Origin of the sequence: Streptomyces olivaceoviridis, from assembly GCF_014650115.1 — a bacterium.
Taxonomy (GTDB): Bacteria; Actinomycetota; Actinomycetes; order Streptomycetales; family Streptomycetaceae; genus Streptomyces; species Streptomyces olivaceoviridis.
Genome location: NZ_BMUI01000017.1, coordinates 1 through 23343 on the forward strand (window position 1 = coordinate 1; position 23343 = coordinate 23343).

Sequence of the window (23343 nt, forward strand, 5' to 3'; positions counted from 1 at the left end):
GGGGGGGCGGGGTGCCGGACGGGGCCGGGTGCGGGTGGTGGACGGGCTCCGCGCCGGGCGGCTGCTGAGTGTCGCCGGGTGCCGAAAGCGTGCTGGGCGTCGGTCTCTGGTGGCTCGGGCCCCGCACCGGAGGGCTGCTGAGAGTCTCCGGGTGTCGGCGTGCTGAGCGTCGGCTTTGGTGGCCTGGGCTACGTACCGGGCGGTGGCTGAGTGCCCCCCGGGTGTCGGCGTGTTGAGCGGTGCCGGGCCGGGCTCGCGTCCCTCAGTGGAGCGCTCCGGACAGCAGGTGCAGCAGATCGCCGGTCGCGTCCGCGGCGAGCAGGGCCGGGAGGGTGCCGAGCGCGAGGACGGCAAGGGCGGCGGACCACAGACGCGGCGGCGGGTTCGTCTGGAGGGCCGCGATCCGGCGGGTGACGGCCCGGTCGGTGAACTGGAGGGCGCAGCCCACGCGTGCCCGGCCCGCGCTGAGCGCGGCCCGGGCCAGCGCCCGCGCGGTCACCCGCCGGTCCCCGACGACGGCCGCCGCCCGCTCGTCGGCCCACCGCTCCACGAGGAAGGCGACCGCCGCGCGCACCGGTTCCAGCAGCGGATCGGCCGCCGCCGCGAGCGTGACCGCCGACACCAACAGCCCGTGCCGGTGCGTGAGATGGGCCCGTTCGTGGGCGAGCAGCACCCTTCGCTCCGCGGGCCCCAGCGCGTTCAACATCGCGGAGGTGACCAGGATCCGGCCCGGCCGCCCCGGGATGGCGAACGCCCGCGGCACCTCCGAGGCGGCGACGATCAGCTCGGTGTCCGCCGGCTGTCCCGCGCCGAGCCGCCGTAGCGCGCGCCGCGTGCACCGCTCGGCGCGCACGGCCCGGTGGACGCGCACGGCGACGGCCGCCAGTGCCAGACAGGCGGCGAGCCCGATCACCGTGGGCACCGGGTCGGTCAGCGGGTGCCCGTCCTCGCGGGCCTCGCGGATCACCGGCGGCGCGTCCCCGAGCAGCGCGGTGGTCAGCAGGAGGAGCGACCAGGTGGTGGCCGCCGCCGTCAGCACCGCGGCCGAGGCCAGCACGCGCGCGGCGAGCGCCGGCGCGGCCCGTCGGGCGAGCACGGGAGCGACGGCCGACAGCAACAGGGACAGCGCCAGCGGGGCGTACACGTCGAACGTCATGCGCGGCACCTCATGAGTCCGGCCTCACGCGCCGTCTCCGGCGAGCAGCTCGCGCAGCGCCCGCTCTTCCTCGGCGCTGAGCCCGGTCACGAACTGCTGGAGCGCGGCGATCGGGTCCGGCCCCCGGTCCAGGGCCTCGTGCATCGCCTCGGCGGTCAGTTCGGCCGCGTTCTTGGCCGGCCGGTACGCGCCGCGCCGCCCGTCGGCGTCCCGGAGCACCAGCCCTTTGTCGTGCAGCCGTTTGAGGATCGTATGGACCGTGTTGTACGCGAGCCCGCCATCGATCTCGTGCTGGATCTCCGCCGGGGTCAGCGGTCGCTCGGTGGCCCAGAGGGCGGCCAGCACCTCGCTCTCCAGCTCCCCGGCGCTGCGCCGCTCCGCTCTGCCGCGGGACCTTGTGCCAGCCATGCCTCAACCTTACAGCGCGTAGGGCCGTCGGCCGGATGGCCCTGCCTGCGGGCACGGTCAGGCCATTCACGTTAGTTTGTCCGTGTTTTCCCCTACTCCCGTCTCCGGCCCTACGGGCCGTAGGGTGACCGTGGGCCCTACGGGCTGTAGGGGGCGGGGACGGAGGGGTGGTCATGGCCGGCAGTGCGCACGCGACAGTCGACGCGGCGAACCGCGAGCACGCGCGCCGCGCGTCCGCCGGCTCCGGGCACGCCGTCTGGCCGACGGCGGCCGTCGCCGCGGCCTTCAGCCTGGCCCAACTGGTCCTCGTGCGCCCCGGTCTGGGGCTCGGCTGGGACGAGACGGTGTACGTCAGCCAGGTCAGCGGACACGCCCCCGCCTCCTTCTTCAGCGCACCCCGCGCCCGGGGCGTCTCTCTGCTGGTCGCCCCCGTGGCGGCGTGGTCGTCGTCCACGGCCCTGCTGCGGATCTACCTCGCCCTCCTCTCCGGCCTCGCCCTGTTCCTGGCCCTGCGCGCCTGGCGGGGACTGTTCCCCGTCCGGGTCCTCGCCTTCGGCGGCGCCCTGTTCGCCTCCCTCTGGGTGACCCTGTTCTACGGCCCGCAGGCCATGCCCAACTACTGGGTCGCCGTCGCCGCCCTGGCCGCCGTCGCCTGTTTCCTGCGCGCCCCCACCGACCGGGGCGCCCTGTGGGGCCTGGCGGGGAGCGCGGCGGTCATGGCGTGGATGCGGCCGGTGGACGCGGTCTGGGCGACGGTGCCGCTGCTCGCCCTCGGCCTGACGCGCCGCCACCGGCGGGCCCTGCTCGTCCTGCTCGCCGGGCTCGCCGCCGGCGCCGCCGAGTGGGTGGTCGAGGCGTATGCGAGCTACGGCGGTCTGGCACGCCGGCTGTCCGACGGCTCGGCGATCCAGGGCGGCCTGGGCTGGCACTTCGCCGTCGTGGACCAACTGCGCGGTCTGGGCGGGCGCACGCTGTGCCGGCCGTGCACCGGCGCCCTGCCGCATCCGCTGGTCACGCTCTGGTGGTTCGCGCTGCCCGTGCTGGCCGCCCTCGCGCTGGTCGTCGCCTGGCGCGGACGGCGCCGGGCGGCCACGGTGCTGCCGCTCGCCTGCGCGGCGACCGCCGCGTTCCCCTACCTGTTCCTGATCGGCTACGCGGCACCCCGCTTCCTGCTCCCCGCCTACGCCCTCCTCGCGATCCCGGTCGCCGACGCACTGGCACACCTGATCGCGAGGTCGTACCGCCCGGCCCAGCACTCGCCTTCACACCTGCCGCCGCCTCCGGCCCGGCGCTTGCCGGGGCGCCCCGGCGGGCGTTCTGCCTCATGCCCGAGCACACACCCGGCCCACCGCTCGACCCCGCCCTCGGTCCCTGCCCCGGCCGACCGTCCGACCCTGGGCTCGCCTCCGGCCCCGGCCGACGGTCCGGCCCCGGCCGACGGTCCGGCCCCGGCCGACGGTCCGGCCCCGGGCTCGCCTCCGGCCCCGGCCGACGGTCCGACCGTGGACCCGGCCAGTGCCCCGGCCGACCTCCCGACCCTGCGCCCAGCCCCTCATCCGGCCCCCCGCCCGACCCCCGACCCCCGCTCGCGTCCGGCCCCGCACCGGTCCCCGTGTCCGAGCCCGCCCCCCGGCCGGCTCCCCCCATCCCACCCGACCCGGCGCCCGCTGGCCCTCGTGCTGGTCTGTGCCTGTCTCGCCGTCCATCTCGCCGTGCAACTCGTCGTCCTCCTGCACGTGGTCGGCTCGGCCACCGCCGCGCATGACGCCTGGGGGCGCACCGCGGCCGAGATGCGACGCCGCGGGGTACGGCCGCCCTGTCTGGTCACCGGGCACGAGGCCATCCCCGTCGGCTTCGCCGCCGGCTGCGCCTCCGCCGCGACCGCCGGGCCCAACGCCAACACCACCGAGGACGGCATCACCCGGACCGCGCGGCGGACGCCGGTCGCCACGCTCGTGCCGGCCGGGTCCGCGCCGCCCCGATACGCCCGCGACTGGCCGTCCGTACCCGTCGGCGCGGTCCGGCTCTACTACGTCGTACCGGGCGCCGCCTCATGACCTCCCCGGCCGGGCTCACCGCCTCCCTCGGCCGCCGGCGCGCCCGCTGGCAGGCCGGCGCCTGTCTCGCCGTACTGCTCGGCGCGCTGTACCTGGCCCACCGCCACTGGCCCGCGGTCGAGAGCGGCGCCGGGCGGCTGGCGGGCGCCGACCAGGGCTGGCTGCTGGTCGGGGCCGCCGCGGCCACGGGCACCTGGGCGGCCTCCGCGCTCGCCCAGCAGGGCGCCGTCGTAGCGCGGCTGCCCGGACCCCGCCTGGTCGCCGCACAGTTCGCCGCTTCCGCCGCCAACCACCTGCTGCCCGCGGGGCTCGGCGCGGGCGCGGTGAACCTGCGGTTCCTGACGCGCTGCGGGCTCCCGGCCGGCCGCTCGGCCGGCGCGCTCGCCGTCAAGGCCGGCGCGAGCGCCGCCGTCCGCCTGGCACTGATCGCGCTGCTCGCCCCGGCCTGCCCCGGGCTGCTGCGCCTCCCGCCCGTCTCTCCGACGGCGGTCGCCGTCGTCCTGGGTGTCGTCGCCCTCGCGGCGGCCCCGCTCGCCACCCCCTGGTGGCCGCGCTGCCGGCGGGCGCTCGCCGGCGTGGTGGCCGACATCCGCGCGCTGCACGCCTGCCCGGCCCGCGCCGCGGCCCTGTGGGGCGGCTCCCTGGCCTTCGCCGGGCTGCACGCGTTGGTCCTGATCGCCGTCACCCGGGCCGTCGGTCTGCCGCTCGCGCCGCTCCAGGTGGCCCTGCTGTACCTCGCGGCGAGCAGCGCCGCCGCCCTGCTGCCCTCCCCGGGCGGCCTCGGCTCGCTGGACGCCGCCCTCGCCCTCGCCCTCACCGCCGCCGGCACCCCGGGCGCCGCCGCCGCGTCCGCCGTCCTCGGCTACCGGCTGCTGACCGTGTGGCTGCCGCTGCTCCCCGGCCTGCTGGTGCTCGGGGTGCTGGTGCGCCGCAAGGCCCTGTGAGAACGGGGGAGTTTCCCGCGGGCCCGCTTCAGGTAGGAGTCGGGTACTGCCGTGTGACACAGGAGGGGGAGTCATGCCGGGCAACGACAGCGCGGGCCTGCCGAGCGAGGCCTTCTTCACACCGGGGACGTCGTCCTTCACCGAGTTCCTGACCGCGCACCGCCCCGGGCTGCTGCCCACCGCGCCCCCGTTCCCGCCCGGCGTCCGCGTGCCGGCGGACAGCTTCCCGCACGGCACCACCGTGCTCGCGCTCACCTACCGCGACGGCGTGCTGATAGCGGGGGACCGCCGGGCCACGATGGGCAACCTCATCGCCCAGCGCGACCTGGAGAAGGTGCACCCCGCCGACGACCACACGGCCGTCGCCTTCGCCGGCACCGTCGGCCTCGCCCTCGACCTGGTGCGGCTCTACCAGGTCGAGCTGACCCACTTCGAGAAGATCGAGGGCGTCCCGATGACGCTCGGCGCCAAGGCGACCCGCCTCGCGGCCATGATCCGGCAGAACCTCACCCAGGCCATGCAGGGACTCGTCGTCGTCCCGCTGCTCGTCGGCTACGACCTCACCGCGCCCGGGGGCGGACGCGGCCGGATCTTCAGCTTCGACGCGGCCGGCGGGCTCTACGAGAAGCGGCACTTCCACGCCGAGGGCAGCGGCTCCCCGTACGCCCGGGGCGCCCTGAAGAAGCTGTACCGGCCGGACCTGTCCCGCCGGGAGGCGGCCCTCGCCGCGCTCCAGGCGCTGTACGACGCGGCGGACGACGACTCGGCCACCGGCGGCCCGGACCTGCACCGCCGGATCTTCCCCGTCGTCTCGGTCATCACCGAGGACGGCTTCGAGCGGCTCCCGCAGGCGGAGACGGAGGACCTGAGCCGCGAGACGGTCCGGCAGCGCGCCGGCCGCCCGGACGGCCCGCACGCCTCACCCTGACGGGCACCGCCGGGCCCCCCGGCGCGGCGAGCCGCCTTTCCCTCCGCATGGGGAAGGGCTGCCGAGGGCTTTACTGCACGTTGCTTGCAGGTGCGGAGCGATGGCACAAGGCTGTAGGGCGTGCCGCACCCCGCGCCACCGGAGGGACACCACCTCCTGCGGCGGCTGCCCCTGATCCCGCTCCGCCCCTCCCCGCCCGGGCCGGGAGATCGCCCTCGGCCCGGCACCGCGTCCACGGCTCCATGACGCGGCGGGAGCGGATCAGGGGCGGCGGGACGGCCGGCCTCGTCCTCGCCCCGCACCTGTTCGGTCGGGGCGCGCCCGCCGGCGTCGCGGCACCCCGCCACCTCGGCCTCGGCGGCGAGTCCCGCGGCGTCGGATGTCCGCCGACCGATCTGTCCGGGCGCCGGCGGGGTTAATGATCCGGTCACGGGAAACGCGGACCAGGACCGCCCGCGAACCCGAAGGAGGCGACCATGAGCGACCAGCAGTCCGAGCAGACCCCCATGGCGGACGACGCCTACCAGCCCACGGGCAGCAACGAGGAACAGGAGGACGCCGGGCCCCTGGATCTGCAGGACGCGGTCGGCGAGCGCTCCTACGACGACATGCTCGACGAGGGCTACTCCCCGCCCGAGCGCCCCCTCGGCGTCACCAAGCACGGCACCACCGCCGCCGAGCAGCACGAGGGGGAGAGCCTGGACGAACGGCTCGGCCAGGAGGTCCCCGACGTGACCCCGCCGGCCGGCGACGAGATCGGCGACCTGCCCGGCGGCGAGGGCGAGCCGGTCGACCCCGAGGCCGGCGCGGCCCGCGCGGGCCGGCTGGTCGCGCCGGACGAGGGTGCCCACGCCGACACCACCAAGGAGGAGATCGCCGAGGACGTCGGCATCGACGCCGGGGCGGCCGGGGCGGAGGAGGCGGCGGTGCACGTCGTACCGGACGAGACCCGACTGCCCGAGTGAGCGGCAACCGGCGACACTCCGCGGTGGACCGGTCGCCCTCCGTGTGACACCCCGCGCACAGGGCACCGGCCGGACCCGACGTCCGGCCGGTCTCCCCGTTCGGGTCCCTACGCTCCCCGGATCGCCCTAGGGCAGCAGCTTCTCGACGGCCGCCATGCCCTCCGACTCCAGCTTGCGACGCGCCCAGTCAAGCGTCTTCGGTGTGACGTCCCGGCCCGCCGCCATCACCAGGTCCTCCGGGGTGACGTCCTGGGCGGGCGCGGAGTGGAGCAGGGCGTCCGGGGTGCAGACGTCGTCCGACGAACGGGACTCTTCGGGTGTGGATGTCGACATGATGCCTCCTCCTCGGTCCGGATGACCGCATCCGTGCCGGTGCCTCTCGAACGGGGCACACTCTCACCATTGCCCTCCCCGGCGCACCCTGCATCCGGAAGCGCCACGGGAGCGGGTGAGGACCGCCTGCCCACACCACGGCGAACCACTCGCCTAAGCTGGAAAACACTCGCATCAGGCACATACCGCCCGCACCGCCCCGCTCCCCGGGAGGCCTCCGATGGCCGATTCGCCGTTCCACGGGAACGGACCCCGTGACCACCGCTACCTGCCCATCGCCGAGCACGGACTCATCGGCGATCTGCGCACGGTGGCCCTGGTCGGCAGCAACGGCACCATCGACTGGTACTGCTGCCCGGCCTTCGACTCCCCGAGCGTCTTCGCGGCGATCCTCGACGCCGAGCGCGGCGGCCGGTTCGAGCTGGCCGCCGCCGTGCCGGCCCGCACCAAGCAGTTCTACTTCCCCGACACCAACGTGCTGATCACCCGGTTCTTCACCGAGGACGGGGTCGGCGAGGTGCAGGACTTCATGCCGATCGCCGGCGAGGGGCCCGGGGACGGGGGCCGGCACCGGCTGATCCGGCGCGTGGTGTGCGTCCGCGGCACCGTCCCCTTCCGGACGCTGGTCGCCCCCCGCTTCGACTACGGCGCCGCCGCGCACACCGTGCGCCCCCTGGACGGCATGGTGGTGTTCGAGTCGCCCGCCCAGTCGCTGTCGCTCACCTCGACCGTCGCCCTGGAGTGCGACGAGCGCGACGTGCGCGCCGACTTCAAGCTCGGCGAGGGCGAGTCCGCCGTGTTCGCCCTCGACCAGGTCGACGGCGAGGTGTCCCCGCGCGGCTGCGCCCACGCCGAGGCGGAGTACCAGTTCAACGCCACGGTCGCCTACTGGCGGCGCTGGCTGCACCAGTCCCGCTACCGGGGCCGCTGGCGCGAGATGGTGCACCGCTCCGCGCTCACCCTGAAGCTGCTCACCTACGCCCCCACCGGCGCCATCGTCGCCGCCCCCACCACCAGCCTGCCCGAGCAGCTCGGCGGCGAGCGCAACTGGGACTACCGGTACGTGTGGGTGCGCGACGCCGCCTTCGCCGTCTACGCGCTGCTGCGGCTCGGCTTCGCCGGCGAGGCCGAGGCGTTCATGCGGTTCCTGACCACGCACATCAGCCCCGGCTGCGGCGACGGCTCCGACCCGTTGCAGATCATGTACGGCATCGACGGCCGCACCGAACTGCCCGAACGCGAACTGCCGCACCTGGAGGGCCACCTCGGCTCCGCCCCGGTCCGGGTCGGCAACGCCGCCGTCGGCCAGCTCCAGCTCGACATCTACGGCGCCCTGATCGACTCCATCTACCTCTACGACAAGTGGGCCCAGCCCATCTCCAGCGGCCAGTGGGACGACGTGTGCCGCCTGGTCGACTGGGTGTGCGACCACTGGGACCAGCCCGACGAGGGCGTGTGGGAGACCCGCGGCGGGCGCAAGGACTTCACGTACTCGCGGCTGATGTGCTGGGTCGCCATCGAGCGGGCCATCCGCCTGGCCACCCACCGCGGGCTGCCCGCCGACCACCGCCGCTGGCGCCAGGCCCGGGACGACATCTACCGGTGGATCATGGGATGCGGCTGGTCGCGGCGCCGGAGCGCCTTCGTGCAGTACGAGGGCGGCGACGTCCTGGACGCGTCCCTGCTGATGATGCCGCTCGCCAAGTTCATCGCCCCCACCGACCCCAAGTGGCTGTCCACCCTGGATGCCCTCACCGAGGACCTCGTCTCCGACTCGCTCGTCTACCGCTACGACCCGCAGGCCAGCCCCGACGGACTCCGCGGCGACGAAGGCACCTTCTCCATCTGCTCGTTCTGGTACGTCGAGGCGCTGGTCCGGGCCGGCCGGCTCGACGAGGCCCGGCTGGCCTTCGAGAAGATGCTCACCTACGCCAACCACCTCGGCCTGTACGCCGAGGAGATCGGCCGCACCGGCGAGCAACAGGGCAACTTCCCGCAGGCGTTCACCCACCTGTCCCTCATCAGTGCCGCGTTCAACCTGGACCGCGCCCTCGGCTGAGGCCGCCCGCACGTCCCGGTCGGGCCACCTCTGTCACCGCCGTGTCACAGCGCGTCCGCGCACCACAACCACCCCCGCCCCCGCCGGGTCGAACCAAGCGCCGGCCCCGACCAGCCGGCCGACGGATCACCGATCACCCTCGGGGGTAAGGGACATGACCAGCAACACCCGACGCACCGCAGGCTCCGCCGCCGTCGCCGCGGCCTCCTTCCTGCTGCTGGCCTCGGCCGGCATCCTCGCCGCCCCGGCCGCGTTCGCGGGCGTGCCCGGCGGCACCACGGCCGCCGACCGCAACAGCGACTTCGACGGCGACGGCTACACCGACCTGCTCACCGGCGTCCCCGAAGGCACCGTCGACGGCAAGGAGGGCGCCGGCTACGTCACCGTGCAGTACGGCGCGCCGAACGGCATCGGCACCGACGCCACCGTCCCCAAGGGCCGGGTCCAGGTCATCAGCCAGTCCACCCGGGGCGTGCCCGGCACCTCCGAGGCCTGGGACGACTTCGGGCAGGCCGTCGCCACCGGCGACCTGAACGGCGACGGCTACGACGACGCGGTGATCGGCGCGCCCGGCGAGGACGAGGGCACCGTCGCCGACGCGGGCCGGGTGACCGTCCTGTACGGCTCCGCGAAGGGGCTCGGAGCGGAGCGGAACGCCTCCGTCACCGCCGCGAAGCCCGCCGCCGGCGCCCGCTTCGGACTGTCGGTGGCCGCCGCCCGGTTCACCGGCGACATCGACTCCGACCAGCTCGTGGTGGTCGACCAGAACGTCGGCCTCACCGTGTTCACCTGGCACGCCGGAGTCCTGCGCCAGGTCGGCGCCCCGCACTCCACCGGCCACCGGCTCCAGCCCGGCCACGTCACCACCGGCGACTACGACCGCAACGGCTTCGCCGACCTCGTCGTCTCCGGCTACAGCCCCGACGACGACTACACCAAGGGCTGGTCGGCGTACTACGCGGGCGGCCCCGACGGCCTCGCCTACCGGCGGGACCTGCACGGCGGCCTCGGCACGGCCTCCGGCGACATCAACCGCGACGGCTACGACGACCTCGTGGTCGGCCAGCTCAGCGCCGCCGACGAGGCCACCGGCGACGCCGACGCACCCGGCGGCCTGGTCGGGGTCTACTACGGCGGCGACGGCGGCCCGGCCGGCACCCAGGGCCCCGGCACCGCCCCGCAGTGGTGGTCCCAGAACTCCCCGGGCGTCCCCGGCACCGCAGAGGACGGCGACGCGTGGGGCGCCGACCTGTCCGTGGCCGACGTGAACGGCGACGGCTACGCCGATGCGGCGGTCGGCGCGCCCGGCGAGGACATCGGCACCGTCGCCGACGCCGGCGCGGTCTGGCTGCTGCCCGGCTCCCGCACCGGTCTCAGCGGCAGCCACACCCAGTCCTTCGACCAGAACACCCCGGGCGTCCCCGGCACCGCCGAGGCCGACGACGCCTGGGGCGCCCAGGTCCGGCTCGCCGACACCGACGGCGACGGCCGCGCCGAACTGGTGGCCGCCGCGCCCGGCGAGAACGCGGGCGACGGCGCGGTGTGGCTGCTGCCCGCGAGCGGCGGCGGGCTGCTCGCCGACGGCTCCTGGTCCTACGGTGCCGCCGCGCTCGGCGGCACCGCCCACGGAGCCCGCTTCGGCGCCGTGATCGACGAGTAGCAACGGCCCGATCGGCCGGTGTGCCCGCAGGTCGCACGGGTACCCGGGGCGACGTCCAGCGGAATCGGCACAGGGTCGACAGAAGGAGGAGACCCCGGATGACCAGCACCAGCGAGACCGGCGACGTCACCGGTACCCGCGACAAGGACTACAACCTGATCTGGTACGTCGAGGCGTGCCTGAGCAACGCCCTGCGTCTGGAGCAGTACATCCAGGACGCCGAGCGCGACAAGGACAACGAGGTCGTGGAGCTCTTCCGCAAGGCACAGTCCGACAGCCGCAAGGGCGCCGAGCTGGGCAAGCAGCTGCTGCGCTCGCGGCTCAACGGCGGCTGACCGCCGCTCGCTCAGGCGAACCGGGAACTCGGGACCGGCCCGGCGGACCGCACACGCGCCCGTTCACCGCGCAGCCACGTGCCCCTCACGGCCGTGGCGAACGCGGCGAACTCCGTGTCGCCGTCCGCCGGGCCGTCGCCGTCCCCGGACTCGGGCGACGGGTCCGCCGCGGTGATCCCGGCGGCGATCTCCGCCTCCGGCCGGTCGTCCGCCGGCCCCCGCTCGACCCCGCCGTCCGCTGACCCGCGCAGCTGCGGACCCCACGGCGCCACCACCGACTGGTGCAGCAGGGCGGCGCTGTCCGGGGTGACGGCGGGCGGGTCCGTCCAGCAGCACGCGTGCGCGTGCAGCACCTGCCCCGGGGCGCGTTCGACCAGCTCCCCGACCAGCTCCGGCCCGCCGTCGTGCACCGCGAGCCCGTCGAGGTCGTACGCCACGACCACCGTGTCCGCCCGGCCCGGCGCGAACGGCTCCGCCGGCAGGCCCAGCACCTCGGCCGCCGCCAGCCCGAGGACGCGCGAGTCCCGGTCCGGCAGCAGCGACACCGACCGGGGCCGCACCCCGGTGGCCGCCAGCAGGTCCCGCAGCCGCAGCAGGCCGCGCAGACACTGGTCCGGGGTGTCCTGCAACCAGGCGTAGCGGCCGTTCATGCCCGCGCCGTAGCCGTACGGGGACAGCGTGCCGAGGACCGTGCCGCCGAGCACGTACTGCCAGCCCCGCAGATCGGCCGCGTCGAGCCGGCCCGCCCGCCCGGCGTCGGCGGCCCGCGCCAGCATCCGGTCCTGCCGGTCCCGCGCCGGCCGCCACCGCTCGTCCTCCGGGTCGGGCAGCAGCGCGCGCTGACGCCGGGCCAGCTCCAGATCGCCCCCCAGCACGGCGTTGAACACCAGCAGATAGCGGTCCGGCCAGTTGGCCAGACGGTCCTCGTGGCGGGCGAGTTCGGCCACCGCCTCCCGGTGCCGGCCCTCGTCCTCGTACGCCGACACCAGCTCCCGCAGCACCGGCAGCGCCCCGCCGCTGAGGCGAAGTGCCGCACGCAGCGCGGGAATCGCCAGATCCGGCACCCCGCGTTCGACACACGCGTACCCGAAGTCGTAGAGCGCCCGGGGGTCCTCGGGGGCGGCGGCCAGCGCGGCCGACGCGTCGGCGAGATCGTCGAACCCGGCCGAGCCCGCCGCCCGCGCCACCACCAGGGCCACCTCATCGAGCGGCTGGTCCTCCCCGGCCGCCCGCACCTGCCGCAGCGCACCGGGTACGTCACCGGCGTCCAGGGCGTCCCAGGCGGTGCGGAGCGCGGGCGACGTGGGCCGGGCGGTGCGGCGATTCCTGCGCGAGAACATGCCGGAGATCATCGCCCGCGGGCCGGCGGGTCCTCAAACGATTTCCCCGCCCCGCACGCTCAGGGAAGCGGCTGCTCCGCCCAGATCACCTTGCCGTGCGGGGTGTACCGGGTGCCCCAGCGCTCGGCGAGCTGGGCGACCAGGAACAGGCCCCGGCCGCCCTCGTCGGTGCTCGCCGCGTACCGCAGATGCGGCGAGGTCGTGCTGCGGTCGGACACCTCGCAGATCAGGGTGCGGTCGCGCAGCAGCCGTACCCCGATCGGGCCGCGCCCGTAGCGGATGGCGTTGGTGACCAGCTCGCTCAGGATCAGCTCCGTCGTGAACGCCAGCTCGTCCAGGCCCCAGTCGGACAGCCGCCGGGTCACCGAGGCCCGCACCTCCGACACCGCCGCCGGGTCGGACGGCACCTGCCACTGCGCGACCCGGTCGTCGCCCAGCACCCGGGTGCGGGCGACGATCAGCGCCACGTCGTCGCTCGGCCGGGCCGGCAGCCGGTCCAGCACGGTACGGCAGGTGTCCTCGGGGGAGGCTCCCGGCGTCCGCAGCAGCGCGTCGCGCAGCAGGCCCAGCCCCTCGTCGATGTCCCGCTCCCGGTCCTCCACCAGACCGTCGGTGTACAACACCAGCCGGCTGTCCTGCGGCAGTTCCAGCTCGGCCGTCTCGAACGGCAGCCCGCCCAGGCCCAGCGGCGGCCCCGCGGGTACGTCCAGGAACTCCACGCCGCCGTCCGGCCGCACCAGCGCGGGCGGCGGATGGCCGGCCCGGGCCATCGTGCACAGCCGGGACACCGGATCGTAGATCGCGTACAGACAGGTCGCGCCCGTCACCACGGACGCGCCCGCCACCGGTGCCTCGTCCTGGTCGAGCCGGCCGACCAGCTCGTCCAGCAGGGTCAGGAGCTCGTCCGGCGGCAGGTCCAGCGAGGAGAAGTTGTGCACGGCCGTACGCAGCCGGCCCATCGTCGCCGCCGCGTGCAGCCCGTGCCCCACGACGTCCCCGACGACGAGGGCCACCCGGGCACCGGACAGCGGCAGCACGTCGAACCAGTCGCCGCCCACCCCCGCCTGGGCCGGCAGATAGCGGTAGGCGATGTCCAGGGCGCCCTGCTCGGGCAGGCTGCGCGGCAGCAGGCTGCGCTGGAGGGTGACCGCCATGCTGTGCTCACGGGTGTACCGGCGGGCGTTGTCGATCGACACCGCCGCCCTCGCCACCAGCTCCTCCGCGAGGGCCAGTTCCTCGGCGTCGAACGGCTGCGGCTTCTCCGCCCGCCAGAAGTTCGCCACGCCCAGCACCAGGCTGCCCGCCCGCAGCGGCACCGTGATCATCGAGTGGATGCCGAACGCCAGCACCTGGCCCGTGCGCTCCGGATCCTGCGCCCGCCAGCCGGGGTCGTCGCGCAGCCGCGGCACCACGACCGACTGCCCGGTCGTCAGGGCCCGCGCCTGCGGCGAGGTGGTCACGAACCGGATCCGCTCGCCGAGCGGATACAGCGGGGACTCCTTGCGGACGCCCGCGCAGGCCGCTCGGCGCAGCGCCGTCCCCGGCTGCGGCTCCTCCCCGCCCAGCACCGCGTCGAACAGGTCCACCGTCGCGAAGTCCGCGAACCGGGGCACCGCCAGCTCCGCCAGCTCCTCCGCGGTCCGGGTCACGTCCAGGCTGGTGCCGATGCCCACGCCCGCCTCGTACAGCATGTTCAGCCGCTCCCGCGCCACCTCCGCGCGGCCCGACAGGGCGCGCAGCTCGGTGGAGTCGCGCAGTGTGCTGACGCTGCCCGGCGGGCCGCCGCGCAGGTCCGTGGGCCGCTGGTTGATCGCCAGCAGCCGGTCCTTGACCAGGTGCACCTCGTCCGTGGCGACCCGTCCCGAGGCCAGCAGCCCCGCCGTCTCGTCGTCCAGGCCCAGCTCCAGCACATGCCGCCGCTCGGCGTCCGCCGGCAGATCCAGCAGGCGGTGGGCCTCGTCGTTGGCCAGCAGCAGCCTGCCGTCACCGCCGACGATCAGCACGCCTTCCCGGACCGCGTGCAGCACCGCGTCGTGGTGCTCGTACATCCTCGTCATCTCGTACGGCCCCAGGCCGTGCGTCTGGCGCAGCAGCCGTCTGCTGACCAGGGCCGTGCCCGCGGTCGCCAGCGCGAGCGCGGCGGCCGCCGCGGCGAGCAGCAGCGGTAGCTGCTGGTCGGCGGCCCCGCCCACGTGCGCGGTGGTGATCCCGGCCGCCACCAGGCCCACCACCTGGCCACCGGAGTCCTTCACCGGCACCACGACCTGCACGAGCGCCCCGATGGTGCCGTGGACGTGCTCGGTGACCGTGCCGCCGGCCACGGCCGGGGCGATGGTGCCGACGAACTTCTTGCCGATGCGGTCGGCCCTGGGGTGCGTGTAGCGGATGCCGTCGGTGTTCATCACGACGATGAAGTCCACGCCGGTCGCCTTGCGCGCCGCCTCCGCGCGCGGCTGGAGCACGGCCGTGGGGTCCGGGGAGCGCAGGGCGGCGGCCGTGCCGGGCGCGTTGGCGAACGTCTCGGCCACGGCGAGGGAACGATTGCTCGCCTCGGTGTCGATGTCGTGCCGCACCTGGAGCACCTGGGCCACCACCGCCGAGACGACCAGCAGCAGCACGATCACCACTTGCAGGACGAACACCTGCCCGGCCACGCTGCGCCCGGTCACCGCCGCCCGCAGCACCCCCGGCCGGCCCCCGCCCGTGCCGCGGTCCGCCGCCGGCGGGCTGTGCGGTGCGCGCGGGTACCCGAAAGAGCGGGGCGGCCGAGTCACGGGCCGGCCGGGCAGTCGCACCATGTGCCCATGTCTACACTGCCCGGCGCCCGCAGGCGAGACCATCACCCGAGGCGGCGACGGCCGAGCGCCGGGCAGGGGGCGGGCCCGGGTGGACGGGGTGGGCCGGTCACCGGCCGGGAGCGGGCGGGGGGCGGCGGGCGGCCAGCAGCAGGGCCACGTCGTCGGGGCGGTCGGTGGCGCGCCGGGCGGTGGCCGTCAGCCGGTCGGCGACCCCGGACAGGGACCGCCCGCCGCCCAGGCCGGTACCGACACCGGCCTGGGCGAGCGCCAGCCGCAGGGACGCGATGCCGTCGTCGATGTCGGCGCCGGGCCGCTCCACCAGACCGTCGGTGTACAGGGCGAGGATCGCGTCCGGCTCCAGCCGCAGCTCGGTCACCGGGTACCGGGCGTGCGGATCCACGCCGAGCACGACACCTCCGGAGATGTCCAGCAGCCGGGTCCGGCCGTCCGGGCAGCGCAGCAGCGGCGGCGGATGGCCCGCCCGGGCGACCCGGGCCCGGCCGGTGGCGGGGTCCAGACGCACGTAACAGCAGCTGGCGAACTGGCCGGGGTCCAGGTCGATCAGCAGGTGGTTGGTACCGCTCAGGACCTCGTCCGGCGGCCGGTCGCCCAGCGCGAACGCGCGCACGGCGCTGCGCAGCTGGCCCATCGTGGCCGCCGCCTGCACCCCGTGCCCCTGCACATCACCGATGACCAGCGCGAGCCCGTCCCCGGCCTCCACCACGTCGTACCAGTCACCGCCCACGTCCATGCCCTGCGTCCCCGGCAGATACCGCCCCACGGTCTCCACCCGAGGATGCGTCGACAGCCGACGGGGCAGCAGGGCCTGTTGCAGGCCGCGGGCGAGGGCCGCCTCGTCGTCGTAGCGCCGTGCCCGTTCCATCGCGTGCGCGATCAGCCCGGCGAGCGCGGTGAGGACCGTGCGTTCCTCCGTGCTGAAGGCGCGCTCGCGGTCGAAGCCGAGGATGCAGGAGCCCACCGGCCTGCCCGAGGCGATCAGCGGCAGGAAGGCACGCGAGCCCTCCCGCGCGTCGAGGGCGATCCCCGGATAGGCCGCCGCGATCTGCCGCATGTTCTCGAAGAACAGCGGCCGGCCGGTGGTCAGGGTCTCCACACCGGGCACGTGCGCGTCGAGGCCGATGCCCTCGAACGGCGCGAGGAAGCCCTGCGGGAACCCCGTCTCCCACGCCAGGTACAGATGCCGGTCCTGGAGCAGGTAGATGGCCAGCCGCCGGCCGCCGAACGCGGGCAGCAACTCCTGCATGACCACCGCCGACACCTGCCGGGCGGTCACCGCGTCCGTCAGCGCGATGGCCAGCGCGATCGGCCGGTACAGCGGCGTCATCGAGCGGGCGCCCGCCACGGAGTCCTCCGGGGCCTCGGCCGCGGGCGCCGGCCCGCTCGCGGCGTCCACCCGGCTGGCCGGGACGAGCACGCAGGTCAGCAGGTCCGTTCCGGGGTGCACCGAGACCGCCAGCCAGTCGCCCTCACCGGGTTCGTCCCGGTCGTCGGCCGGCCGCCGGGCGTGGAAGCGCACCGGCTCGGGGGAGAGCAGGGCGCCGCGCAGATGGTCGTCGTACGGCGGCCCGGTCAGCCAGGGCAGCGCTTCCCACAGCGCCTGCCCCAGCAGCCGCTCCCGCGCCCGGCCCGTGAGCCGGGCCGCCGCCGGGTTGGCGTACACGATCAGCCCCAGCCGGTCCAGGCAGAACACACCCTCCGGCAGCAGGTCGGCCGCGCCGTCGGCGGAGACGGCCGTACCGGGGTCGAACACCACCCCGTGGACCGCCGTCCCGGCGCGGTCCGCGCGGTCCGCGTCGGCCGGCCACAGGTCCAGCAGCCGCGGCGTGCCGTCGCGGGCGCGCAGGCTCAGCGGCGCGCTCGGCGGTTTCCCGGCGGCGGTGTCGCGCAGCGCGGCCAGGATCCGGTGCGCGTCGGCGGGGGCCACGGCGTCCGCGAGCGCCGTCATCGTCCCCGCGAACTCGCCGGGGCGCAGCCCGAGCAGGGCGTGCAGCCGGTCGTCCGCACGCACCACGGAAGTCGCCGGGTCCCAGCTGAAGCGTCCTACGGCGACCCGGGCGGGCCGGCTCGCGGGCGGCCGTACGCACAGCGGCTCGCCGTCCCAGACGATCGCGTCCTCGTCGCCGTCGGCCAGACCGAGCAGTTCGGTGCCCAGGCCCTCGGCCAGCCGGCCGAGCAGTTCCCGGTCGAGCAGGTCGTCCACGGTGTCCGTCACCGCCGGGTGCAGGACCGTGAGCACCCCCAGCGGTGCGGTCGCGCCCGGCACCGGCACGTGCACCGACCCGAACGGGAAGGGCAGACCGGCCGCGAACTGCGGATACCGGCGCATGGTCTCCGTGGCGTTCGGCAGGACCACCTGGACGCCGAGCCGGTAGGCGTCGGCGACCGGGAACGGCCGGCCGACGTGCAGCCGCCACCAGGACCTGAACAGCGGACCGGGCAGCCCCGTGAGGACCGCCAGGCGCAGCAGGCCCGGGGTGCGGGAGCGCAGGTACACGCCCGCCACCCGGCCGCCCGCCGCGGTGAGGACGCCGGTCGAGACGTCGGTCAGCAGCGCGGTCAGCCGGGCCCGCGTACGGACCGCCCGCTCGTCGCTCCCGGCCATCGGCCCCACCTCGTCCCGTGCGGCTCCGGGTGGATGACACAGCAAGAATGCGCCACGAGACGCGCGGAACGCACCTGGGCGGGGTGGAGAGGGGCGGGGCGGGCCCCGGTACCGGTCGGAGGGCACCGGGCCGGCTCACACCAGTGCCCCGCCCGAGTGGCGGGCTCCGGGGCCCGCTCCTAGTAATGGAGTCCGTGACGCGGCGACCGCAGACGCGGCGCGGGTGCGGTCGCACCCCTCTCCTGGAGACGAGATGACGACCTGCTCTTCATCCCCCCGTCCCGACGACTCGGTGATATCCACGGCACCGGCTGCCCCCACCTCGTCCCCGCACCTCCTCGCGCGGCCCGTACGGCCGCTCCCCCCGGAGGAACCCGCGCACGGCGACCCCCTGCGCAGCCTGGTCCACGCGGCCGTCGCCGACCGCCCGCTGGAGGACGTGGTCCGGCTCATCACGCTGCTGGAGAGCACGCCCGAACCGGCCCGGACGACAGCCGACGTGCTGCGCGCGGTCGCGGTCGACCGGTCGGTGGAGGACGTCACCCGCCTGGTCACGCTGCTGACCGAACCGCCCCGGGACAGCGACAGCGCCGACGAGGCGATCCGGGCCGCCGCTCAGCGCCGCCCCCTGGAGGACGTCTCCCGGTTGGTGCAGCTGCTGCACCGCGGCCCGGCGGAATCCCACTGCGCGGAAGCCGCTGTGCGGGCGGTGGCGGTGCACCGGCCCGTGGAGGAACTCGCCGAGCTGATCGGCCGGCTGGCGGCGGAACGGCGGACGAGTCAGACCGAGGAGCGCTCGGTGTCCGCCGCCGTGGCACCGGCGGTCGTATGGGAGGTGGGGTGGTCGGCCCCACAGGCGTCGGCGGAGGCGGGGCGGTCCGCCCCGGAAGAGCCGGCGACGGCGGGACGGCCGGCCGCCGCAGGGCCGGTGAAGACCCGGCGCATCGTTGTCGAAGGGCGGACGAGGACACCGCGGTCCGACGCGCAGGGGCGGACGGAAGGACGACGGGCGGGTGCGGACCGGGCCGGGGACGACCGGACGCCGACGGCCTGCCTGTGGGCTGCCCGGTGCGCCGCACTGCTGGTGTTCCTGTGCGGTACGGCGCATGCCCCGCGCTACTGGACCGGGCTGTCCCACGGCGCCCTCGGGGCCACCCTGCTCGCCTCGGCGCTGTGCGGCCTGCTGGCGCTCGCCCTCACCGCGCGGGCGGCGCCGGCCCGGCTCGTGGCGGCGACGGCCGCGGTCGGGGTCACGGCGGTGCTCGCCGCCGGGCACGTGCTCGGCGGACGGTTCAGCCTGCCGGACCCGGCCCGGGTGCGGGCGGCGACCCTGGCACCGTCGTGGCTGGCCGGTCCGACCGCCGCGGCAGCGGCACTCGGCGCACTGGCGGTCCTGCTCACGGCCCTGACCCTGGGCAAGGCCGAGCGGGAGGACGCCGGTTGAGGTCGTCCCGCCGGGTCGGGCCTGGTCCGCCGGGCTCGCTTCATGCCAAGGAGGCCGGGCGCCTGGGGGGTGCCCAGGGGCGCAGCACCAGGTGGCCGTCCTCCCGGGTGGCCGCCATGGCCGACGGGAACGTGTCCGTCTCCAGGCACACGGCCACGTCGTCGGGATCGACACCGGCCCACCCGCGCCGCGCACCGTCGGCCAGCCGTGCGGCGGCGGTGGAGCGCCGGGCCCGCGCCAGATAGGGGCCCGCGTCGGCGTCGTCCGTCCGCACGCGTTCCGCGATGTACTCCGCGCAGGCCCGATCCTCCTCGGCCCGTCCGCCGTCCCCGGTGACCACGAAGGTCACCGCCCGCGCCCGTACCCGCCGCAGCGCCCCGGCGGTCGCCCCGGCCACCGCGAAGCTCGCGCACAGCAGCAGCCCGGCGTCCGCCACGGCCAGCGCCCCGGCCGTCCCGGCGGTGGTCTTCTGGACGACCGTACGGCCCCGCAGGTCCGGCGCACGCAGCCGGGCGGGCGAGTTGACCAGGTCGAACCCCGGCGTCGGCGCCCCGTCCTGACAGGCGAGCCAGTCCGGATGACGGGCCTTCAGCGCGAGCGCCTCCCGCAGCGTGCGGGCGAAGACGATCCGCTCGGCGCCGCGCCGGAACACCCAGGCGGCCACGGTGAACGCGCGCATCACGTCGACGACCACGGCCACGCCGGGGGCCGCCGGGGGGCACCGGGTATGCCGGTGAACACACGGGTCGCATCGCCCCATGGTGCGGCACACCCCCGGTGCGGTACACCACGCCCGGCCGGTCAGGGCTCGGTCGTCCCGCCCGGCAGCGGCCGGGCGGTGCGCAGGCTGCGCAGGGCGAGGAGCAGGACGCCGATGTCGTCCAGGTAGACCGGGTCGGGCAGCAGATCGGTGGGCAGCACCAGATAGGCGACCGCGCCCCAGAACACCCACCGGGGCCCCGTCGGCAGCCCCGCCCGCCGCAGCGTCCGCCGCGCCCGCACCAGCCGCACCAGCAGCCGGACCGCGACGGCGAGCAGCACCGCCGCGACGACGGCGGCGATCACCAGCAGGGTCGTGGTCGTGTCCATAGCGGCTCCTTGCCGGAGTGGGGCGCTTACGAACGGTACGACCGTCCGTGTACCCCGACGGACTCCTACGATGAACGCTCGTCCGCATCGCCGCCGGCGCCCGCGGCCCCCGCGCCGTCGTCCGCCGGCGCCGTGCCGTCCGGTGGGGAATCCTCGGCAGACCCCTGCTGCTGCCGGCCCTTGGTCGTCAGCTTGAGCCGCTCGAACGTCCGCGTCAGCTGCTGCAACGCGCCCGGTGTCCGGGCGGCGGGCCGCTGCTGGGGGAGGGCGGGCACGGGCACGTCGCGGTACGCCGCCAGGGCCTCCAGCGCCTGCTCGGCGGCCTGCTTGTACAGGTCCCGGGACTTCGTCATCGCCTCCAGCGCCTCGGCGTACATGGCGACCAGCCGCCGCTCGCGCTCCAGTTGCTCCTGAAGGGTCATCAGGGTCCAGTTCTCGCGCAGGTCCGTCAGCGCCTCCTCGGCGTCTCCCGGCAGCGGCCGGGGCAGGGCGACGAAGTGCCGTAGCGCCGCGAGGAGTCCGGCCGGTTCCGAACCGTCCAGGAAGACGGTGCGTACGCTGTGCTCCCGGCCGTCGTAGCCCTCAGGCGCCGGATCCGGCGGCAGCAGCACCGCGCCGCCGCGCGGCACCTCGACACCGAGGTCCTTCAACGCCCAGTTGACGGCGCGCAGTTGCTGCGGTGCGGCCCGGTGCTCGATGACGCGGTGCCGCAGGCCGGGCGGCAGCAGCCGCGCCAGCGGCAGCCGGCCCCGCTCGTCGGGTGTCATCGCCTCGTGGACGACGACATGGACGCACCACGCCTCCCGGGCCGCGTCCCGCAGCAGGCGCCGCATGTCCTTGTCGTCCTCCGGCAGCGCGTTGACGTGCCGGAAGCGCAGGCCCGCGACCGTGGGGTGATGGTCCCAGGAGCCGTCGTCGTCCTCGCCCGAGCCGCCCTCGGGCCAGAAGAGCGTCGCTGGCGACGGCCAGGCGTCGTCCCACGGACGCTCCGCCTCCGCGACCAGCCGCCACTCGTGGCCCGGCAGCCGGCCCTCCTGCGGTACGAGGGTGAGCCGGGCCCGTACGGTCACCGTGCCGCCGGCTCGCCAGCGGGCCTCGAAGACCCGCCGCGCCGGGTCCCCGGCCGCGGGCGGCTCGGCGAAGTCGTCGATGTCACCGCTCTCCTTGTGCCGTCGCAGGGTGCGGCGGAGGACGTTCTCGGGGGCGGGACCGGTGTGGCGGCCCCGGGCCGCCCAGAGGGTCTGCGGGGTGGTGGCGCGGTCGCCGGCGGAGTTCGACATGAGCCAATCTGCTGATGGGGGCAGGTGTGCCTCCCAGTATCACCGTTCGGCGGGGCGATACGGCGGCGGGGGCCCGGCCCCGCGCGTCGCCCGGGAGTACGACCGGAGCGCGGGGTGTGCGCCGTACGCCCGGGGTGTGCGCGGTGCGCGTCAGGTGACCGCGGTTCACCCGTGCCCGGCCGGCGGTCGCGGCGCCCACAATGTCCGGCGAACGGGGCCCGCCCGTCCATCCGCCCAGGGGCGGACCCCGTTCACTCCTGCCGGCACCCACCGGAACGCCACGCACCCGCGCGCCCGCCGCGGCGCCCTCGGTCGGCTGCTGTGATCCGCCCGGCGCACGGACCCGTCGCCCTCGGGACCGCCCTGTCCCGGCCGCGCCCGGCCTGCGCACGCGTCGTGGTGCGAGCTGTTCGCGCGGGTGGCGCGGCACCGCACGGAACGGGGCGGGGGCCGGCGCATCGGCGCCGGCCCCCTGGGACCCGGAGGGAGGAGGGCGGTTACGCCCCGCTCTCCCGCAGCATGTCCTCACGCTCGACGATCTTCACGCGCTCGCGGTCCTGCGGCTCGCCCAGGGCACGCTCGGCGGCGTCCAGCTTGTACCAGCCCTCCCAAGTGGTGAAGCGGACGTTGCGCTCGGCGAGGAAGGCGTCCACGGCCTCCGGCTCGGGCGAGGCGGGGGTGTGCAGACGGCCGCCGGCGAAGTCGTCCAGCAGGTTGGCCACGGTCTCGTTGGCGTCGCCCTTGGTGTGGCCGATGAGACCGACGGGGCCGCGCCGGATCCAGCCGGTGACGTAGGTGGACCGCAGGTGGGTGCCGCCCTCCTCGATCACCCGGCCGCCCTCGTCCGGGACGGTTCCGGAGTCGATGTCCCAGGGGAGCTTGGGCAGCTTCTCGGAGAGGTAGCCGACCGCGCGGTAGACCGCCGTGACGTCCCAGTCCTTGAACTCGCCGGTGCCCTTGACGTTGCCGGTGCCGTCCAGGGCGGTGCGCTCGGTGCGCAGACCGACGACCTTGCCGTCCTCGCCGAGGATCTCGGCCGGCGACTCGAAGAAGTGGAGGAAGAGCTTGTGCGGGCGGTCGCCGACATCGCGGATCGCCCAGTTCTCCAGCGTCTTGGCGACCATGTCGGCCTGCTTGTTGCCGCGCCGGGTCTCGATCGAGCCCTCGTCGTAGTCGATGTCCTCGGGATCGACGATGACCTCGATGTTCGGGGAGTGGTCCAGCTCGCGCAGCTCCATCGGGCTGAACTTCGCCTGGGCCGGGCCACGGCGGCCGAAGACGTGGATCTCCAGGGCCTTGTTGGCCTTCAGACCGTCGTAGACGTTCGGCGGGATCTCGGTCGGCAGCAGCTCGTCGGCGGTCTTGGCGAGGATGCGGGCGACGTCCAGGGCGACGTTGCCGACACCGAGCACGGCGACCTTCTCGGCCTCCAGGGGCCAGGTGCGGGGCACGTCCGGGTGACCGTCGTACCAGGAGACGAAGTCAGCGGCGCCGTAGGAACCGTCCAGGTCGATGCCGGGTATGGACAGCTCGCGGTCGGCCATCGCGCCGGTCGAGAAGATCACCGCGTCGTAGAAGGCGCGCAGGTCGTCCAGGCTGATGTCCGTCGGGTAGTCGACGTTGCCGAACAGGCGGATCTGCGGCTTGTCGAGCACCTGGTGCAGGGCGGTGATGATGCCCTTGATGCGCGGGTGGTCGGGCGCGACGCCGTACCGGATCAGGCCGAACGGGGCGGGCATCCGCTCGAAGAGGTCGATGGAGACACCGGGGTCGGCGGCCACCTCGGACTTGAGCAGGGCGTCGGCGGCGTAGATCCCGGCGGGGCCGGCTCCGACAATGGCTACCCGCAGGGGGCGCGGCATGATCAGGTTCCCTTCGAGCGTGAATGGGCGACTTGATCACGAAGCCTAAACTAAGGCACACC

General features: G+C 75.5%; 17 protein-coding genes and 1 pseudogene. 8 read left to right on the forward strand and 10 right to left on the reverse strand.

Annotated elements, in window-relative coordinates; translation table 11 throughout:
- Window positions 1–262 precede the first annotated feature (262 nt).
- Both IE273_RS27710 and IE273_RS27715 read right to left on the reverse strand, forming a co-directional pair.
- Window positions 263–1156 (reverse strand): M56 family metallopeptidase, encoded by an 894-nt coding sequence (locus IE273_RS27710; protein ID WP_189817902.1) that lies wholly within the window; start codon window positions 1154–1156, stop codon window positions 263–265.
- Window positions 1157–1180: 24 nt separating this feature from the next.
- Window positions 1181–1564, reverse strand: a complete 384-nt coding sequence (locus IE273_RS27715; RefSeq protein WP_189817903.1) for a BlaI/MecI/CopY family transcriptional regulator — start codon at window positions 1562–1564, stop codon at window positions 1181–1183.
- A 173-nt stretch (window positions 1565–1737) separates the two neighbouring features.
- Here IE273_RS27715 and IE273_RS45265 point away from each other — a divergent pair.
- The 4 genes and pseudogenes from IE273_RS45265 to IE273_RS27735 all read left to right on the forward strand — a co-directional run.
- Window positions 1738–2799: pseudogene (locus tag IE273_RS45265) on the forward strand (hypothetical protein); the annotation flags it as partial.
- 818 nt (window positions 2800–3617) lie between these two features.
- Window positions 3618–4565: a lysylphosphatidylglycerol synthase domain-containing protein gene (locus IE273_RS27725; RefSeq protein WP_189817905.1), complete on the forward strand. Its 948-nt coding sequence runs from the start codon at window positions 3618–3620 to the stop codon at window positions 4563–4565.
- A 73-nt stretch (window positions 4566–4638) separates the two neighbouring features.
- A complete protein-coding gene (prcB, locus tag IE273_RS27730) occupies window positions 4639–5493 on the forward strand; it encodes a proteasome subunit beta (RefSeq protein ID WP_189817906.1) in 855 nt (284 codons plus the stop codon).
- 476 nt (window positions 5494–5969) lie between these two features.
- The gene (locus IE273_RS27735; protein WP_189817907.1) at window positions 5970–6458 is read left to right on the forward strand and encodes a DUF5709 domain-containing protein; all 489 of its coding nucleotides are present in this window, start codon (window positions 5970–5972) and stop codon (window positions 6456–6458) included.
- 126 nt (window positions 6459–6584) lie between these two features.
- Here IE273_RS27735 and IE273_RS27740 read toward each other — a convergent pair whose 3' ends face one another.
- The gene (locus tag IE273_RS27740; protein WP_189817908.1) at window positions 6585–6791 is read right to left on the reverse strand and encodes a hypothetical protein; all 207 of its coding nucleotides are present in this window, start codon (window positions 6789–6791) and stop codon (window positions 6585–6587) included.
- A 220-nt stretch (window positions 6792–7011) separates the two neighbouring features.
- Between IE273_RS27740 and IE273_RS27745 the strand changes: the two genes are divergently transcribed.
- From IE273_RS27745 to IE273_RS27755, 3 genes are all read left to right on the forward strand, one after another.
- Entirely contained in the window at window positions 7012–8850 is a 1839-nt protein-coding gene (locus IE273_RS27745) for a glycoside hydrolase family 15 protein (RefSeq protein ID WP_189817909.1), read from the forward strand.
- A 154-nt stretch (window positions 8851–9004) separates the two neighbouring features.
- Entirely contained in the window at window positions 9005–10510 is a 1506-nt protein-coding gene (locus tag IE273_RS27750) for an FG-GAP repeat protein (protein WP_189817910.1), read from the forward strand.
- Between the two features lie 98 nt (window positions 10511–10608).
- Window positions 10609–10845, forward strand: a complete 237-nt coding sequence (locus tag IE273_RS27755; RefSeq protein WP_030640804.1) for a hypothetical protein — start codon at window positions 10609–10611, stop codon at window positions 10843–10845.
- Between the two features lie 11 nt (window positions 10846–10856).
- Here IE273_RS27755 and IE273_RS27760 read toward each other — a convergent pair whose 3' ends face one another.
- The 3 genes from IE273_RS27760 to IE273_RS27770 all read right to left on the reverse strand — a co-directional run bounded on the left by IE273_RS27760 (window position 10857) and on the right by IE273_RS27770 (window position 17606).
- Window positions 10857–12185, reverse strand: a complete 1329-nt coding sequence (locus IE273_RS27760) for a hypothetical protein (RefSeq protein WP_189817911.1) — start codon at window positions 12183–12185, stop codon at window positions 10857–10859.
- 59 nt (window positions 12186–12244) lie between these two features.
- Window positions 12245–14983, reverse strand: a complete 2739-nt coding sequence (locus IE273_RS27765; RefSeq protein WP_229887621.1) for a SpoIIE family protein phosphatase — start codon at window positions 14981–14983, stop codon at window positions 12245–12247.
- 106 nt (window positions 14984–15089) lie between these two features.
- Window positions 15090–17606: a SpoIIE family protein phosphatase gene (locus IE273_RS27770; RefSeq protein WP_189817912.1), complete on the reverse strand. Its 2517-nt coding sequence runs from the start codon at window positions 17604–17606 to the stop codon at window positions 15090–15092.
- Between the two features lie 253 nt (window positions 17607–17859).
- On the opposite strand from IE273_RS27770, the gene IE273_RS27775 reads away from it, so the two are divergent.
- Window positions 17860–19050 carry a hypothetical protein gene (locus IE273_RS27775; RefSeq protein WP_229887646.1) on the forward strand — a complete coding sequence of 397 codons (1191 nt, stop codon included), beginning with the start codon at window positions 17860–17862 and terminating at the stop codon, window positions 19048–19050.
- A 40-nt stretch (window positions 19051–19090) separates the two neighbouring features.
- Here IE273_RS27775 and IE273_RS27780 read toward each other — a convergent pair whose 3' ends face one another.
- From IE273_RS27780 to IE273_RS27795, 4 genes are all read right to left on the reverse strand, one after another.
- On the reverse strand, window positions 19091–19810 hold the full coding sequence (locus IE273_RS27780; RefSeq protein WP_189817913.1) for a 2-phosphosulfolactate phosphatase: 720 nt from the start codon (window positions 19808–19810) through the stop codon (window positions 19091–19093).
- Window positions 19811–19851: 41 nt separating this feature from the next.
- Window positions 19852–20139: a YkvA family protein gene (locus IE273_RS27785; RefSeq protein ID WP_189817914.1), complete on the reverse strand. Its 288-nt coding sequence runs from the start codon at window positions 20137–20139 to the stop codon at window positions 19852–19854.
- A gap of 65 nt (window positions 20140–20204) precedes the next feature.
- Window positions 20205–21419 carry a hypothetical protein gene (locus IE273_RS27790; RefSeq protein WP_189817915.1) on the reverse strand — a complete coding sequence of 405 codons (1215 nt, stop codon included), beginning with the start codon at window positions 21417–21419 and terminating at the stop codon, window positions 20205–20207.
- 497 nt (window positions 21420–21916) lie between these two features.
- Window positions 21917–23281 (reverse strand): FAD-dependent oxidoreductase, encoded by a 1365-nt coding sequence (locus IE273_RS27795; RefSeq protein ID WP_189817916.1) that lies wholly within the window; start codon window positions 23279–23281, stop codon window positions 21917–21919.
- Window positions 23282–23343: the final 62 nt, after the last annotated feature.

Bases quoted from the DNA above. Each gene is read 5' to 3' on its own strand.
- IE273_RS27755 (WP_030640804.1), top strand. From the start codon at position 10,609: ATGACCAGCACCAGCGAGACCGGCGACGTCACCGGTACCCGCGACAAG.
- IE273_RS27775 (WP_229887646.1), top strand. From the start codon at position 17,860: ATGACGACCTGCTCTTCATCCCCCCGTCCCGACGACTCGGTGATATCC.
- IE273_RS27770 (WP_189817912.1), bottom strand. From the start codon at position 17,606: ATGGCCGGGAGCGACGAGCGGGCGGTCCGTACGCGGGCCCGGCTGACC.
- IE273_RS27745 (WP_189817909.1), top strand. From the start codon at position 7,012: ATGGCCGATTCGCCGTTCCACGGGAACGGACCCCGTGACCACCGCTAC.
- IE273_RS27765 (WP_229887621.1), bottom strand. From the start codon at position 14,983: ATGGTGCGACTGCCCGGCCGGCCCGTGACTCGGCCGCCCCGCTCTTTC.
- IE273_RS27735 (WP_189817907.1), top strand. From the start codon at position 5,970: ATGAGCGACCAGCAGTCCGAGCAGACCCCCATGGCGGACGACGCCTAC.
- IE273_RS27715 (WP_189817903.1), bottom strand. From the start codon at position 1,564: ATGGCTGGCACAAGGTCCCGCGGCAGAGCGGAGCGGCGCAGCGCCGGG.
- IE273_RS27760 (WP_189817911.1), bottom strand. From the start codon at position 12,185: ATGTTCTCGCGCAGGAATCGCCGCACCGCCCGGCCCACGTCGCCCGCG.
- IE273_RS27785 (WP_189817914.1), bottom strand. From the start codon at position 20,139: ATGGACACGACCACGACCCTGCTGGTGATCGCCGCCGTCGTCGCGGCG.
- IE273_RS27725 (WP_189817905.1), top strand. From the start codon at position 3,618: ATGACCTCCCCGGCCGGGCTCACCGCCTCCCTCGGCCGCCGGCGCGCC.
- IE273_RS27740 (WP_189817908.1), bottom strand. From the start codon at position 6,791: ATGTCGACATCCACACCCGAAGAGTCCCGTTCGTCGGACGACGTCTGC.
- IE273_RS27790 (WP_189817915.1), bottom strand. From the start codon at position 21,419: ATGTCGAACTCCGCCGGCGACCGCGCCACCACCCCGCAGACCCTCTGG.
- prcB (WP_189817906.1), top strand. From the start codon at position 4,639: ATGCCGGGCAACGACAGCGCGGGCCTGCCGAGCGAGGCCTTCTTCACA.
- IE273_RS27795 (WP_189817916.1), bottom strand. From the start codon at position 23,281: ATGCCGCGCCCCCTGCGGGTAGCCATTGTCGGAGCCGGCCCCGCCGGG.
- IE273_RS27710 (WP_189817902.1), bottom strand. From the start codon at position 1,156: ATGACGTTCGACGTGTACGCCCCGCTGGCGCTGTCCCTGTTGCTGTCG.
- IE273_RS27750 (WP_189817910.1), top strand. From the start codon at position 9,005: ATGACCAGCAACACCCGACGCACCGCAGGCTCCGCCGCCGTCGCCGCG.
- IE273_RS27780 (WP_189817913.1), bottom strand. From the start codon at position 19,810: ATGGGGCGATGCGACCCGTGTGTTCACCGGCATACCCGGTGCCCCCCG.